The following is a 15,181-nucleotide window of genomic DNA, read 5'->3' on the forward strand; positions in this document are numbered from 1 at the left end:
CTAAATTTAATCCAAAAAGTTACTCTTGATTAAAAATAGGCATTGGCTTTGCCATGTTTTTAGGAAATTGAATGTAATAGCGAAGTCCTTTACCAGGTTCGCTAGTGGCATCAATAGAGCCACTTAACGTTTGTTTTACTAAATTAAACATTATATGGGTGCCCAAACCACTGCCGCCTTGGTCGCGCTTAGTCGTAAAAAATGGGTCAAATAATTTAGTTAATTGCTCACTTGTAACGCCATTACCATCATCTTTGTAATCGATGGTTAAGTTAGTTTCATCACTTGATATTTTTATATCCATAGTGCCATTTTGTTTACCTTCAAAGCCATGAATAAGTGAATTCATGATGAGATTAGTAAAAATTTGGCTTATAGCACCTGCGGGTAAGTTGAGTACTAAGTCATCAGGGCATTGTAAATTAATGGTATGGGACGTTTTTTTAAGTTTAGGGTGCAAAGAGCGAATTACTTCATTGACATAGTCTTTAAAGTTAATTGTTCTCATTGCTTCACTGGCTTGGTCAACCGCAATTTGTTTAAAGCTGGCAATTAGCTCAGACGCTCTATCAAGGTTTGTAGTGAGTAAACTCGTACTTTGTTTAGCCTCATTAATAAACTCTTCTAGCGCTTTTGGTGAGAGTTTCTTTTCGGTATACGCATTCTCTAGCTTATTTAATCGCTCTTGTAAAAATGATATAGCGGTAACGCCAATACCAATAGGTGTATTTATATCATGTGTAATACCAGCAACTAAGCCACCTAAGGCAGCCATTTTTTCAGTGCCTACTAAGCGCTCTTGAGCTAGGCTCAATTCATCAATATAACGTTGTGATTCGTTTTGTTTATCGATTAACTCTTGCTCAGTGCTTCGGCGCAGATCTATTTCTTCGGTGAGTACTATTTTTTGCTTTTCGAGCTCATATTTTTGCTGTTGTAAATCCATCATTGCTTGGCTTAAGTTCGATGTTTTACGTGCTACGTCTTGCTCTAATTGTATATTGTGCTGATCGAGCTTTTCATTGCTAATAATGAGCTCTTTTTGAGTATGTTCAAGCTCTTTTCTGTACTGCACCACTTTATCTATGAGGTTGTTAAATGAGTGCTCCATAACTTTAAGTTCGTTATGCTCTTCTGTCTCTATTTCTATGTGTTGACCTTCTAATTCATCAAGCTCTATGTTTTCTAATTGCTCAGTGAGTTCAGCTAAAGGGTCTGTTAATAATTTTCTAAACGCCATTAAAAATAAAATGATCAAAAATGTAGTTTTGATCATCGCATTACCAATCAAAAAATAGATTGATACCATAATACGGCTAAAAACAACTTCTCGACTGGAGAACAATGTAACGTCGCCAACTTGTGTAGCACGTCCTGAAAATTCAAAAATAAGTGGGAAGGTATAACCAAATAACCCTGATTTGGTATCTTCTAAAATAACCTCTTCTTGAACTAATTGTTGGTTGTATAGTTTATGTATATCGAGAGAGCGGCCAAGCTGTGAAATAATTTCACCACTGTCGTCACGTACGATAATTCCTTCGATCATTGGAATAGCAAGTAAGCCTTCTGCCGTTGTAATTGTTTGCTTATTATTTAGCTCCCAAATGGCTCGAGTTAAGCTACGGCTGAAGGTTTTTTGTAATGTACTGAGTTCGTCGCGAATATAGTCTTTGGTATTGACGTATTCAGCAAGTACTTGGCCACAAGTCACCACAAAGGTAAGCAAAAAATAGACTGATAAAACATTAGTCAGCAACTTCTTAGAAAGGCTTTTTTGTAACATGAGTGACGTGTTCATCCTTTGTTATTTTTATAACGTTTTGAGAGTAATTTAAAAGTTAGTCAATAAATGTCTAAAAATAAATAAAAAAGTTAAAATTTAGTAAGGTAACTTTAGGCATGCTGATTTTTAAGACACAATAATCATTGTGCATGGTTTGTAGATTATCAGAAGGGTAATAACTCCTAGGTCGCTTTATAGCTTATACCATTACTTAAACCAATGTAATAATAAGCAAGCCTAGTAAAGCTTTCACGCCTTGTTTTGGCATCAAGCTTATTATTTCAAATTTAAACGTAAAAGATACAAAGACCCTGTGAAGTATCAAGTTAATTAAACTAAGCATTTTTAGTAATTTATTTTGATTTGAACACTAAAACTTCTTAAGCACGGTTAATTGATGAAAACAGGTTTATTCGATAATTACCACTATATTAAATTATTAATGTGTTGAGTCATTAGGAACAGTGATAGGCTGTAATTGTTGCAAAAGAAGGCAGGTTTTAATCACTTTAAATAGGCTGTGTAGTACTAAATATGATGAAATTTTCAATACTGGTTTGTGATGATTCGACAGTTGCCCGTAGGCAAGTTGTTCGCTGCTTGGATGAGTGCCTAAGCGCTGATATTCAACAAGCTGTAAATGGTGTACAGGCTTTGGCTCTTTTGCAGGAGCATCATTTTGACTTGATTTGTTTAGATTTAACAATGCCTGAAGTGGACGGAGTACAGGTACTCGAAGCGATAAAAGCAAAAAAAATAGAGTGCTTTGTATTGGTTATTTCAGCAGATATTCAACAGAAAATGAAAGTGAGAGTTGCACAGCTAGGTGCGATCGACTTTATTGAAAAACCCATTAATAAATCTAAATTAAAAGAAATATTGCATAAATTTGGCATTCATTAAGATATTTTATATTAAAAAAGGCTGTTTTATCTTTTTAATTAGGGTTGACAGCATCGCCTCTGTTAAGGCAGTCTTAAGCTTATGAAAACAATTAAACGTGTACTGACCATTATTATTACAACCACCATTCTTACTGGATAGTGGCATAGGTCGGTGCAACAAATTTAAAGGCCTGTGTTCACTTAGAACACAGGCCTTTTTTAGTTTTATGGGATGAGGAACATAAACAATGCGCGTTTTAAAATTTGGCGGCTCTTCGCTTGCCGACTTTGCATGCTTAAATCAGGTAGCTCAGTTAGCTAAAGCACAATTAAAAGATGAAATGTTATTGGTACTATCTGCACCTGGCGGCATGACCGATTCTCTTGTAGCGCTAGCTGCAGCAGCAGAGCAAGGTTTAGATTTTTCACAGCAGTGGCAGGCGCTTGTTAGTCGATGCGAGGGTTTAAAAACCGATGTAGAGAAAACAGGTGCGGTAGTTTCTAATTGGCCTAACTTAGATGAGTTAAAAAATAAGTTAGACGGTGTAGCACTTATTAAGTGTTGCCCAGATCAGGTTCGTGCATTTGTCATTAGTTTTGGTGAACGTGTGAGCGTGTCGCTTATGCAAAGTTTATTAAGCTCGCACGATGCTAAATATTTAGAAGCAACAAGCTGTATAGCCTCAACAGGTGGCTACATTGATGCCGAAGCAGATTTAGTAACAAGCAAGGCGCGTTTTCAAGCTGTACTTAAAGAAAACCCAGCCACCATTTATATTATGCCTGGTTTTACTGCAAGTAATGATAAAGGCGAACTGACTACGCTTGGCCGAAATGGTTCTGATTATTCTGCAGCAATTGCAGCTGCCTGTTTAGAGGCTGAAATATGCCAAATTTGGACAGACGTTGATGGTGTTTACAGCGCTGATCCTCGCTATATTAAAAAAGCGACTAAAGTAGATTTCTTATCTTATAAAGAAGCGATGGAGCTTTCTTATTTTGGTGCCAAAGTACTTCACCCTAAAACTATTTTGCCTTGCGCTAAAGCGGGTGTACCGTGTGAAATCAAAAATACGCATAACCCAGACGCTCAAGGCTCACTAATTGGTAACGACTATAAATCTGACGAGCCAGTAAAAGCGCTTTCAAGTTTACAAGATTTAGCAATGCTTACCGTGTCAGGCCCTGGTATGAAAGGTAAAGTGGGTATGGCATCTAAAGTGTTTAACGCACTTGCTCACGACAACGTATCAATTGTTTTAATTACGCAATCTTCATGTGAATTTAGCATTAGCTTTTGTGTTCACGAAACTGATTTAGCGTTGGCACTTGATGCGCTACAAACAGCATTTGAACTTGAGTTACAAGCAGGGCTTATTGAGCCAGTACAGGTACAGCGTAACTTAGCTATAGTTACGCTTGTGGGCGATAACATGCGTGCACACCGTGGCTTAGCTGCTAAGTTTTTTGCCTCGCTTTCACAAGCGCAGGTAAACATTGTTGCCATTGCACAAGATTCTACCGAGAGTGCTATTTCAGCGGTTATTGATGGTGAGCTATGCAACGATGCAGTGAAAATATGTCATGAGAACTTCTTCACGCATGTACCTTCAATTGATGTGTTTTTATTAGGTTGCGGCCTAGTAGGGCAAGAGCTTATTTCTCAGTTAGAGCGCCAACAAGCCTGGCTTGAAAAGCGTAATATTAAGTTAAACCTTTATGGTGTAGCTAATTCTCGTCAATTACATTTAGATAGTGAAGGCATAGCGTTTGCTGATTGGCAGCAAAAGCTAGCAGCATCTGAACAAGCGTTTGATTTAAATTTAGTAGAGCAATTTGTTAAACAAAACCATTTAGTTAATCCTGTTTTAGTTGATTGTACGTCGTCTGATGCACTTGCTGCACAATACGTCGACTTTTTAAATGCGGGCTTCCATGTAGTTGCGGCTAATAAAAAAGCAACAACTAGCTCGTACACGTACTACCAAGATTTAGTTGCAGCAACACAAAAAAATAACCGTAAATTTTTATACGAGACTAACGTGGGTGCAGGTCTACCAGTAATCGATAATTTACAATCGTTATTTGGTGCAGGTGATGAGCTACTTGAGTTTAGTGGTATTTTATCGGGCTCGCTTTCATACATGTTTGGTGCCCTGCAAGATGGTTTATCACTGTCAGAAGCCACAATTAAAGCTAAAGAAAGTGGATTTACAGAGCCAGATCCTCGCGATGATTTATCAGGTACCGATGTAGCTCGTAAATTATTGATCATAGCTCGCGAAGCAGGCATGAAACTAGAGCTTAGCGATATAGAAGTTGAATCGGTATTGCCACAAGGGTTCGCACAGGGTGACAGTGTTGACGAATTTATGGCAAAACTACCAACTTTAGATGCGCCGTTTAATGACCGTATTCAAAGTGCTGCCGCAGAAGGAAAAGTGCTTCGTTATGTAGGCACAATTAAGGAAGGCAACTGTAAAGTGGGTATCGAAGCGGTTGATTCATCGCATGCATTAAATGTAATTCGTGATGGTGAAAACGCCTTAGCAATTTTAAGTCAATATTACCAACCACGCCCGTTTGTGATTCGTGGATACGGCGCAGGCTCTGAGGTAACAGCCGCAGGCGTATTTGCAGATATCTTAAAAACGTTATCTCGCTAGGAGTTTATTATGATTGAAGTATATGCTCCGGCATCGATAGGTAACTTTGCAGTAGGCTTTGATGCGTTAGGCGCAGCCCTTGCGCCAATTGATGGCAGCTTATTAGGTGATGTAGCTGTTGTAAGTGCTGCACCAAGTGACGAGTTTGTTTGCTCTGGCGAATATGCGCATAAGTTACCAAGTGATCCTAACGAAAACCTAGCGTATCAGTGTTTAGTACATTTTAGAGCGCATGTAGCGCCAGATATGCCAAGCGTAAAATTAGAGCTTAAAAAGAACCTACCCATCGGCTCAGGGCTAGGCTCTAGCGCGTGTTCGGTAGTAGCAACGTTTGCCGCATTAGATAAATTTGCACACACTAATTTAAGCCAAGTTGAGCTCATTGAGCTAATGGCTGATTTTGAAGCAATAGTAAGTGGCGGTCGTCATTACGATAACATTACGCCATGTTATTTAGGTGGGCTGCAGCTTACAGGCGATTTAATCCCTGATAAATCAATTGCGTTACCCGTTGATGAAAACTGGTACTACGTTGCAGCGTTTCCTGGCTTTTCGCTTAATACCGCAAAAGCGCGCTCTGTCTTACCAAAAGAGCTAAGCATGCATGCAGGCGTTGAGTTTGCACAGCGTTTATCTGCTTTTAGTAGTTTGTTATTAACGCATCGTTTTGATGATGCACTTAGCATTATGCAAGACGATATAGCTGAGCCATATCGTGCGCCACTAATAACAGGGTTCAGCGAAGCTAAAGCAAGTTTGCCAGCGCTAGGTGCTGAAATTGTGAGTATTTCAGGTGCAGGCCCTACGTTATTTACAGTGTGTAAAACATTAGAAGCAGCTGAGAAATGCGCGCAGTGGCTAGCGCAAAATTATATAAATGAGCAGGGATTCTGCCACATTTGTAAATTAGATAACGACGGCACGCGTCAATTAAACGTTTTATAGGATAGGCAGTTATGCAATTACATAATTTAAAAGATGGTTCTCAAAAAGTGTCGTTTGTTGAAGCGGTAAAAACAGGTTTAGGACGTAATCAAGGAGTGTTTTTTCCTGAATCTCTCGCTCCAATAGCTGACGTAGACGCCTTACTTGATATGGACTTTGTTACTCGTAGTGGCAAAATTTTATCGCACCTGATTGGTGATGAGCTACCAAGTGATACAGTTGCTCAAATGGTTAAAAATGCATTTAACTTTCCGGTTAAGCTGGTAGAAGTTGAAGAAAATACATACTGCTTAGAGTTGTTTCATGGTCCTACGCTTGCGTTTAAAGACTTTGGCGGACGCTTCATGGCTGAGTGTTTAGCGCAGTTTAATCAAGGTGAAAAAGTTACCATTTTGACTGCAACATCAGGGGATACAGGCGCTGCTGTAGCGCATGCTTTCTATAATAAGCCAAATATAGATGTAGTAATTTTATACCCTAAAGGTAAAATTTCACTTGCTCAGCAAAAGCTTTTTACAACGCTTGGTAACAATATTCACTGTTACGCGGTAGAAGGTAGCTTTGATGACTGCCAAGAACTCGTTAAAAAATCATTTTTAGATGATGAAGTTAAATCAACACTTGGCCTTAATTCAGCTAACTCAATCAACATTAGTCGATTAGTAGCACAAGTGTGTTATTACTTTGAAGCCATTGCTCAATTACCTAAAGAAAAGCGTGCAACAGCGCATATTTCAGTCCCTAGTGGTAACTTTGGGAATGTATGTGCCGCTATGATTGGTGCAGTAATTGGTTTGCCAGTAGGTAAGTTAAGCGCCACCACTAATCAGAACGACACAGTTCCACGTTTTATGCTTGATAAAAATTGGGCGCCAAATGCAACGCTTGAATCGCTTTCAAATGCGATGGACGTAAGTAAGCCTAACAACTGGCCGCGCGTGCAAACAATGTTAGATAATAACTGGTTTAGCTACGATAACTTTTATTCAAGCAGCGTAAATGAGCAAGATACGCAAACAGTGATGAAAAATATTCAACAAACAGGCTACATTGCAGAGCCGCATACAGCGATTGCTTATCAAGGTCTTGTTGAAAATAGAGCGCCTGGTGCTGCGGGGATATTTTTAGCAACTGCTCATCCTGCTAAATTTAAAGAAAGCGTAGAAGAGATTTTAAATATCGAACTTGATATGCCAAAGCCGCTTAGTGATGCACTTGCTAAACCTTGCTTAGCAAGCGATATTAATGCAGATTACGACACGTTACGTACAGAAATACTTGCTAAGTTAGGTTAACTTGATGACCTATATTAAAGCGGCTGAGGCCGCTTTTTTTGTTTTTAAATATGGTTAATAGCGTTGCTATCATTAACTAATTAAATGTGAAAAATAAAAGCCATTTAATTTATTAATGTATTTATAAAAAAATATCATCTTAAAAACCCTGTGAAATAGTTTCAATCCTTGTTTAAATATCCTCAACTTAAGAGCGTAGGCAAAGAGTCGTTTAAAGCGTACAATAAAGCCTCTAAAAAACACCATACACGTTGCCCTAGGAGACCCCAATGTTAGAACGTAGCATGAATATTTCGGATTTTGATCCAGAGTTATTTGACGCGATAAACAAAGAAACTGCTCGCCAAGAAGAGCACATTGAATTAATCGCTTCAGAAAACTACTGTAGCCCACGTGTACTAGAAGCACAGGGTTCACAGCTTACAAACAAATACGCTGAAGGTTACCCAGGCAAACGTTACTATGGCGGTTGTGAGCACGTTGATGTTGTTGAACAACTAGCAATTGACCGTGCTAATGAATTATTTGGTTCTGATTATGCAAACGTACAGCCACATGCTGGTTCTCAAGCAAATGCAGCTGTTTTCTTAGCATTATTAGAAGCTGGCGATACAGTCCTTGGTATGAGCTTAGCTCATGGTGGTCACTTAACGCACGGCTCTCATGTAAGCTTCTCTGGTAAGCTTTACAATGCAATCCAATACGGACTAGATGAAGCAACAGGTGAAATTGACTACGCACAAGTTGAAGCGCTGGCTCTTGAGCACAAACCAAAAATGATTATTGGTGGTTTTTCTGCGTACTCAGGTATTGTAGATTGGGCTAAATTCCGTGAAATTGCAGATAAAGTAGGCGCTTACTTATTTGTTGATATGGCTCACGTGGCAGGCTTAATTGCGGCGGGTGTTTACCCAAGCCCAGTACCTCATGCACACGTTGTAACAACGACAACACACAAAACACTTGCAGGCCCACGTGGCGGTTTAATTATTTCTGCATGTGGCGACGAAGCAATTTACAAAAAGCTTAATAGCGCTGTATTCCCAGGTGGCCAAGGTGGTCCTTTATGTCACATTATTGCTGCAAAAGCAGTGGCATTTAAAGAAGCATTACAACCAGAGTTTAAAACATACCAAGCTCAAGTAGTTAAAAATGCACAAGCTATGGTTGCTGTAATGCAAGAACGCGGTTACAAAATCGTATCTGACAAAACAGAAAACCACTTATTCTTGCTTGATTTAATCGATAAAGATATCACTGGTAAAGATGCCGATGCAGCGCTTGGTAATGCAAACATTACTGTTAACAAAAACTCTGTACCAAACGATCCTCGCTCACCGTTTGTTACTTCTGGTTTGCGTATTGGCTCACCTGCAATTACTCGTCGTGGCTTTAAAGAAGCTGAGTCTAAAGAACTTGCTGGCTGGATTTGTGATGTATTAGACAACATTAACGATGAGTCTGTACAAGCGCAAGTTAAAGAAAAAGTAAAAGCAATTTGTGCAAAATTACCTGTATACGCTTAATTGCATAAGCAGCAGTAATTTAGATCACAACCACTTAGTTTTTTGCTAAGATAAAAGGCCGCTATATAGCGGCCTTTTTTGTTTTAAAACGGAAGTACCGAGTTATGCATTGCCCATTTTGTACCGCAAAAGATACTAAAGTTATTGATTCTCGCCTAGTCGGTGGAGGCCACCAAGTTCGCCGTCGTCGTGAGTGCAACGATTGCCACGAGCGCTTTACTACATTTGAAGGGGCAGAGCTCGTTATGCCTCGAGTTATTAAGCAAGATGGCAGCCGAGAACCATTTAATGAAGATAAGCTACTAAATGGCCTCAATCGTGCCCTTGAGAAGCGCCCCGTAAGTACAGAGCAAGTAGATGAAGTGGTTAATATTATTAAATCTCAATTGCGGGCAACCGGTGAGCGCGAAATCTCAAGCCACTTGGTGGGGGAGTGCATTATGGAAGCGCTTAAAAAGCTTGATAAAGTAGCGTATGTAAGATTTGCTTCTGTGTATCGTTCGTTTGAAGATATACGCGAGTTTGGTGAAGAAATTGCTCGTTTAGGGGAGTAATAATGCAAAGCCAAATAACGTTCACCGAGCAAGACGAAATGTACATGGCGCGCGCCATAGAACTTGCCAAAAAAGGTCGGTTTACAACAACACCAAATCCTAATGTGGGGTGTGTGTTAGTTAAAAATAACCAAATAATTGGTGAAGGTTTTCATCAGCTTGCAGGGCAGGGACACGCTGAGGTTAATGCGCTTGCAGTGGCTGGTGAGAACGCAAAAGGTGCCACTGCTTATGTCACGCTTGAACCGTGCAGCCATTACGGACGCACTCCCCCGTGCGCTGAAGGGTTAAAAGCTGCAGGTGTAGTAAAAGTTATAGCTGCAATGGTTGATACCAACCCGCAAGTTGCTGGCAAAGGTCTTAAAATACTCAGCGATGCCGGTGTTGAAGTAGCATATGGTTTACTAGAGCAGCAAGCGCGCGCACTTAATTTAGGTTTTTTTAAGCGGATGGAGCAAGGCTTACCGTATGTAACATGTAAAATGGCCGCAAGTGTTGATGGCAAAACTGCGCTAAAAAATGGTCAAAGTAAGTGGATCACAGGCCCAGCCGCTCGCCAAGACGTACAATTACAGCGAGCACAAAGCTGCGCGATTTTAACCGGTGCCGATACGGTAATGGTTGATGATGCAAAACTTAATGTACGTCAAAACGAATTACCACAATCTTTACCTACAGATTTACCGCTTCGTCAACCTGTGCGTGTTATAATTGATTCGCAAAATAGGTTAACACCTGAACTTGCCTTATTTAGTATTGAAAATGACGTAATAATTTTTACCACCAAGGTTGATAAATCAAAGCAGTGGCCGCATTTTGTAAGGCATATAGAAGTAAGTGAGATTAACGCAAAGGTTAATTTAACTGAGGTTTTACAGCAGTTAGCTCAATTACAGATTAATAATGTATGGCTAGAAGCAGGTGCTACACTTGCTGGTAAAATGTCTGAACTTAATTTAGTTGATGAATTTGTATTTTATTTAGCACCAAAATTAATGGGCAATGATGCAAAAAGTTTAGTGAATTTTCCTGAGTTGACGAGTATGCAAAATACAGTTGATTTAACATTTAATGAGTGTGTACGTATTGGCGACGACTTACGTATAACTGCAGTAAAAAAACTCATTAAAACCACTTAATAAAAAGAGTAGCACTATGTTTACTGGAATAATTGAAGCCACAGGCAAAATTGCCTTACTACAAAAAAAACAAGGCGACTTAGCTATTCGCATCCAAAGTGCTGATCTTGATATGAAAGATGTAAAGCTTGGCGATAGCATTGCAACCAATGGTGTATGTTTAACTGTTGTTGATAAACACATAGATGGTTTTAGCGCTGATTTATCTAACGAAACAATTAGTCTTACAGGCTTTGCTAATTATGCTTTAGGGCAAACAGTAAATCTTGAAAAAGCGATGCAGCCAGTATCTCGCTTAGGGGGTCATTTAGTGTCAGGACACGTAGATGGCATAGCAACAATTACTGCTATTACGCCTAATGCCCGCGCAACAGAATACTGGTTGAGCACCGATGAAGCTTTAATGAAATACATTCCTTATAAAGGGTCTGTATGTATTGATGGCATAAGCCTGACAGTAAACGCTGTTGAAAGTAATAAGTTTAAACTAACAATAGTACCGCATACTAGCGAGCAAACGACCATTGCTGATTTTAAAGTAGGTACACAGGTTAATTTAGAAGTCGACCAAATTGCACGTTATTTAGAGCGCCTAATTAAAGGCGCGGAGCAACCTACAGGCTCAGATATTTCAATGAGTTTACTGGCCAAAGCTGGTTTTATTAAATAACGACACTGATAACTTACACGAGCAAATTTATGAATTTACACAGCGCACAAGAAATCATCGACGACATTAAAGCCGGTAAAATGGTTATTTTAATGGACGATGAAGACAGAGAAAACGAAGGCGATTTAATAATAGCTGCTGAGCATATTAGTGCAGAAGCAATTAACTTTATGGCTACTCATGGCCGGGGTTTAATTTGTTTAACCATGACGCAAGAGCGTTGCGAGCAACTTGATTTACCATTAATGGTTAAAAACAATGGCGCAGCGTTTTCTACTAACTTTACTATGTCGATTGAAGCATCTAAAGGTGTTACAACAGGTATATCTGCAGCAGATAGAGCGCGTACAGTGCAAGCGGCTATTGCAAAGGGTGCTGTACCAAGCGATATCGTACAGCCAGGTCATATTTTTCCAATTATGGCACAGCCGGGTGGTGTTTTAACGCGTGCAGGCCATACCGAAGCAGGCTGTGATTTAGCACGTTTAGCTGGGCTTGAAGCATCATCAGTTATTGTTGAAATACTCAATGCCGATGGGACTATGGCTCGCCGTCCCGATTTAGAAATATTTGCTAAAGAGCATGGTATTAAAATTGGCACCATTGCTGATTTAATTGAATACCGTAACTTAAACGAAACCACCATTGAGCAAGTTGCTAAATGTAAACTGCCAACTGAGCACGGTGAGTTTGATTTAGTAACATACAAAGACACCATTGACGGACAATTACATTACGTATTGTTAAAAGGCGAAATTAAAGAGCAAGAACCAACGCTTGTTCGCGTGCATTTACAAAGTACCTTTAACGATATTTTACTCTCTGATAGAAGTGCGGATCGTAGTTGGGGTCTTTCTGACGCGATGGCTTACATAGCTAAAAATGACGGTGCTTTGGTTATTTTAGGTAAGCAAGAAAGCACTGAAGAGCTTGAGGCAACAGTAAAAGCATTTGCCGCAGCTGATGCCGGTGAAAATGTAACACCTCGTAAATTTAAAGGTACATCGCGTACTGTTGGTGTTGGCTCGCAGATACTGGCTGACCTAGGTATTAAACAAATGCGCCTAATGAGCCGCCCTAAAAAGTATCATGCACTTTCGGGCTTTCATTTAGAAGTGGTTGATTACGTTGAGCCGCAATAAGCGGTTTGCTTTAAACTAGTCTATTTTCTTATTTTTATGGTATGATGCGCAGCAATTTTTGCGCAATCGCAACCGCTTGAACATATTTTTAGGGTTATCAAATGAAAATTATTGAAGGTAATAAGTACGCTCCAGGCAAAAAATTCGCTATCGTTATATCACGTTTTAACGACTTTATTGGTAGCAGCCTACTTGAAGGTGCTGTTGATGAGCTAAAACGTACCGGCGGCGTATCTGATGACGACATTACAGTTGTTTATGTACCTGGTGCAGTTGAACTACCTTTAGCGGCAAAGCGCATTGCAGCAAAAAAAGAGTATGATGCAATCATCGCATTGGGCGTAGTGATCAGAGGTGGTACACCACACTTTGACCTCGTTGCTGGCGAATCAAACAAAGGCCTTGCAAACGTATCGCTTGAGTATGATATCCCGGTTGCATTTGGCGTATTAACTACAGAAAGCATTGAACAAGCAATTGAACGCGCTGGTACCAAAATGGGTAACAAAGGCGGCGAAGCGGCATTAGGCGCGCTTGAAATGGTTAATGTGTTAGATAAAATTTAAGTTTAAGGAATTTTTGTGAAACCAGCAGCAAGACGTAAAGCACGTATCTTAGCACTTCAGGCCGTTTATTCTTGGCAATTAAGTGGCAATTTAATTGCCGATATCGAACAACAAATGTTGATCGAAAACGACGTGACTAAAATTGATGTTGAATACTTTAAAGATTTAGCTACCGGCGTTGCTGTTAACTACAAGCAATTAGACGAAGCTGTATCTCCACATTTAACACGTCCGTTTGATGATTTAGATATGGTTGAGCGTGCAATTTTACGTTTAAGCGCGTATGAGCTTAAATTCCGTGAAGATGTACCTTACAAAGTAGCAATCAATGAAGGCATTGAACTTGCGAAAATATTTGGCGCAGAAGATAGCCATAAATTTGTAAACGGTGTACTTGATAAAGCTGTTAAGCATTTACGCAAGTAATACTAACGTATTTAAAGCGCGCTATTATAATGAGTAGTGCTTTGAACGTTAGTACACGTTAAAAAGGAGAGCCGGCATAGGTCGGCTTTTTTGTGTATGAAGGAATTTGAATTAATAAACCGCTACTTTAAAGGTCGCGGTATCACCCGTCGTGACGTAAATCTTGGTATTGGCGACGATTGCGCTTTAGTAACTGTGCCACAAAACTGCCAACTAGCCGTTACAACCGACACCCTTGTTGCTGGTGTACACTTTTTTGATGATATTTCCCCTCGCGCATTAGGTCACAGAGCACTTGCTGTAAATTTAAGTGATTTAGCGGCTATGGGCGCTGAGCCTACATGGGTGTCAGTTGGGTTAACGTTACCAAGCATTGACCAACAGTGGATTGAAGAATTTACAGAAGGCATGCACGAAATAGCTGAGTACTTTAACGTACAAATTATAGGGGGCGATACTACACAAGGACCGCTTACTATTACTATTTGTGCAAAAGGCACGGTACCCGAAGGCACAGCACTTCGACGTAGCGGCGCAAACGTAGGCGATTGGATTTATGTTACTGGTCCATTAGGTGATGCGGGGCTTGCAATTGAATCTCGCAAGCAAGGCATAAGTATTGAGCCAGAGCATTTAAAGTACTTGAATAAACGCTTTGATTTTCCAACTCCTCGCGTTGCTGCTGGGCAAGTATTGCGTGGTCTTGCCTCATCAGCGATTGATGTGTCAGATGGGTTGTTAGCCGACTTAAGCCATATTCTTGATATGTCTCAAGTTAATGCGTCCGTTAATGTCGAGAGTATTCCAAGGTCAGATGCAATGCAGGCGAGCCTTGAATTTAAAGATCAATTACCGTTTATTCTTAATTACGGTGATGATTACGAACTCTTGTTTACAGTACCCGACAGTAATAAAAGTATGCTAGAAATAAAGCTACGCCAATATGGTGTAGATGCGACATGCATCGGGCAAATTAAAAGTGGCGATGGCCAAATAGAACTTTTACACGACGGCGAAAAGTTTGATTTTGAACAACAAGGCTTTGAGCACTTTACCAAGGAGCCGGTTTGACTTCTAAAACCAAATTTAATCTAAAACGCCCACATCAATTATTTGGCTTGGGTTTTGGTACTGGTCTTGCGCCAGTTGCACCAGGTACTTTTGGTACCTTTGCTGCTTTACCATTTATTTTTATGACCATGTATTACCCATTGTGGCTTCAAATTGTGTTTGCAGTTGTGATAAGTGTATTTGGTGTTTGGGCCTGTGGAAAAACCGCTGATGATTTAGGTGTACACGATCACCCGGCAATTGTATGGGATGAAGTGGCAGGCTATTACATTACGATGATTGGAGCTGCATTAAGCTGGCAAACTCTATTAGTTGGCTTTTTATTGTTTCGTTTTTTTGATATAGCCAAACCCGGGCCAATCCGTATGCTAGACAAACGCGTTCATGGTGGTGTTGGTATTATGGCTGATGATATATTAGCGGGTATATTTTCGCTTGTATGTTTGCAAGCATTAATAAAAGCAGGTTTACTACCCTTTTAATTTTTATCCTCAATTTGTTTAACTAGGTG

14 protein-coding genes are annotated in these 15,181 nt (G+C 39.9%); 13 read left to right on the forward strand and 1 reads right to left on the reverse strand.

All coding sequences use genetic code 11. The features are described from left to right. Positions 1-19: 19 nt before the first annotated feature. Positions 20-1,786 (reverse strand): ATP-binding protein, encoded by a 1,767-nt coding sequence (locus tag J8L71_RS12200; RefSeq protein WP_211000766.1) that lies wholly within the window; start codon positions 1,784-1,786, stop codon positions 20-22. Between the two features lie 534 nt (positions 1,787-2,320). Here J8L71_RS12200 and J8L71_RS12205 point away from each other — a divergent pair. The 13 genes from J8L71_RS12205 to J8L71_RS12265 all read left to right on the forward strand — a co-directional run bounded on the left by J8L71_RS12205 (position 2,321) and on the right by J8L71_RS12265 (position 15,152). Beyond that, positions 2,321-2,689, forward strand: a complete 369-nt coding sequence (locus J8L71_RS12205; RefSeq protein WP_211000767.1) for a response regulator — start codon at positions 2,321-2,323, stop codon at positions 2,687-2,689. Between the two features lie 229 nt (positions 2,690-2,918). Then, on the forward strand, positions 2,919-5,336 hold the full coding sequence (thrA, locus tag J8L71_RS12210) for a bifunctional aspartate kinase/homoserine dehydrogenase I (protein WP_211000768.1): 2,418 nt from the start codon (positions 2,919-2,921) through the stop codon (positions 5,334-5,336). A 9-nt stretch (positions 5,337-5,345) separates the two neighbouring features. Further along, the gene (gene thrB / locus J8L71_RS12215; RefSeq protein WP_211000769.1) at positions 5,346-6,281 is read left to right on the forward strand and encodes a homoserine kinase; all 936 of its coding nucleotides are present in this window, start codon (positions 5,346-5,348) and stop codon (positions 6,279-6,281) included. A gap of 11 nt (positions 6,282-6,292) precedes the next feature. Further along, positions 6,293-7,576, forward strand: a complete 1,284-nt coding sequence (thrC, locus tag J8L71_RS12220) for a threonine synthase (protein WP_211000770.1) — start codon at positions 6,293-6,295, stop codon at positions 7,574-7,576. A gap of 269 nt (positions 7,577-7,845) precedes the next feature. Then, the gene (gene glyA / locus J8L71_RS12225; RefSeq protein ID WP_024031685.1) at positions 7,846-9,102 is read left to right on the forward strand and encodes a serine hydroxymethyltransferase; all 1,257 of its coding nucleotides are present in this window, start codon (positions 7,846-7,848) and stop codon (positions 9,100-9,102) included. A gap of 104 nt (positions 9,103-9,206) precedes the next feature. Beyond that, a complete protein-coding gene (gene nrdR, locus J8L71_RS12230) occupies positions 9,207-9,656 on the forward strand; it encodes a transcriptional regulator NrdR (protein ID WP_002961761.1) in 450 nt (149 codons plus the stop codon). Between the two features lie 2 nt (positions 9,657-9,658). After that, positions 9,659-10,795, forward strand: coding sequence for a bifunctional diaminohydroxyphosphoribosylaminopyrimidine deaminase/5-amino-6-(5-phosphoribosylamino)uracil reductase RibD (gene ribD, locus J8L71_RS12235; protein ID WP_211000771.1), 1,137 nt, complete (start codon positions 9,659-9,661; stop codon positions 10,793-10,795). Positions 10,796-10,811: 16 nt separating this feature from the next. Then, positions 10,812-11,465, forward strand: coding sequence for a riboflavin synthase (locus J8L71_RS12240; protein WP_211000772.1), 654 nt, complete (start codon positions 10,812-10,814; stop codon positions 11,463-11,465). 29 nt (positions 11,466-11,494) lie between these two features. Beyond that, positions 11,495-12,607: a bifunctional 3,4-dihydroxy-2-butanone-4-phosphate synthase/GTP cyclohydrolase II gene (gene ribBA, locus J8L71_RS12245; protein WP_138682632.1), complete on the forward strand. Its 1,113-nt coding sequence runs from the start codon at positions 11,495-11,497 to the stop codon at positions 12,605-12,607. 101 nt (positions 12,608-12,708) lie between these two features. Continuing rightward, positions 12,709-13,173: a 6,7-dimethyl-8-ribityllumazine synthase gene (ribE, locus tag J8L71_RS12250; protein ID WP_211000773.1), complete on the forward strand. Its 465-nt coding sequence runs from the start codon at positions 12,709-12,711 to the stop codon at positions 13,171-13,173. Between the two features lie 15 nt (positions 13,174-13,188). Next, the gene (nusB, locus tag J8L71_RS12255) at positions 13,189-13,599 is read left to right on the forward strand and encodes a transcription antitermination factor NusB (RefSeq protein WP_211000774.1); all 411 of its coding nucleotides are present in this window, start codon (positions 13,189-13,191) and stop codon (positions 13,597-13,599) included. Between the two features lie 96 nt (positions 13,600-13,695). Beyond that, the gene (gene thiL, locus J8L71_RS12260; RefSeq protein WP_211000775.1) at positions 13,696-14,670 is read left to right on the forward strand and encodes a thiamine-phosphate kinase; all 975 of its coding nucleotides are present in this window, start codon (positions 13,696-13,698) and stop codon (positions 14,668-14,670) included. Beyond that, positions 14,667-15,152: a phosphatidylglycerophosphatase A gene (locus J8L71_RS12265; RefSeq protein ID WP_211000776.1), complete on the forward strand. Its 486-nt coding sequence runs from the start codon at positions 14,667-14,669 to the stop codon at positions 15,150-15,152. The genes thiL and J8L71_RS12265 overlap by 4 nt, the downstream gene beginning before the upstream one ends. Positions 15,153-15,181 lie beyond the last annotated feature (29 nt).

The organism is Pseudoalteromonas sp. MMG007, assembly GCF_018100985.1.
GTDB lineage: Bacteria > Pseudomonadota > Gammaproteobacteria > Enterobacterales > Alteromonadaceae > Pseudoalteromonas.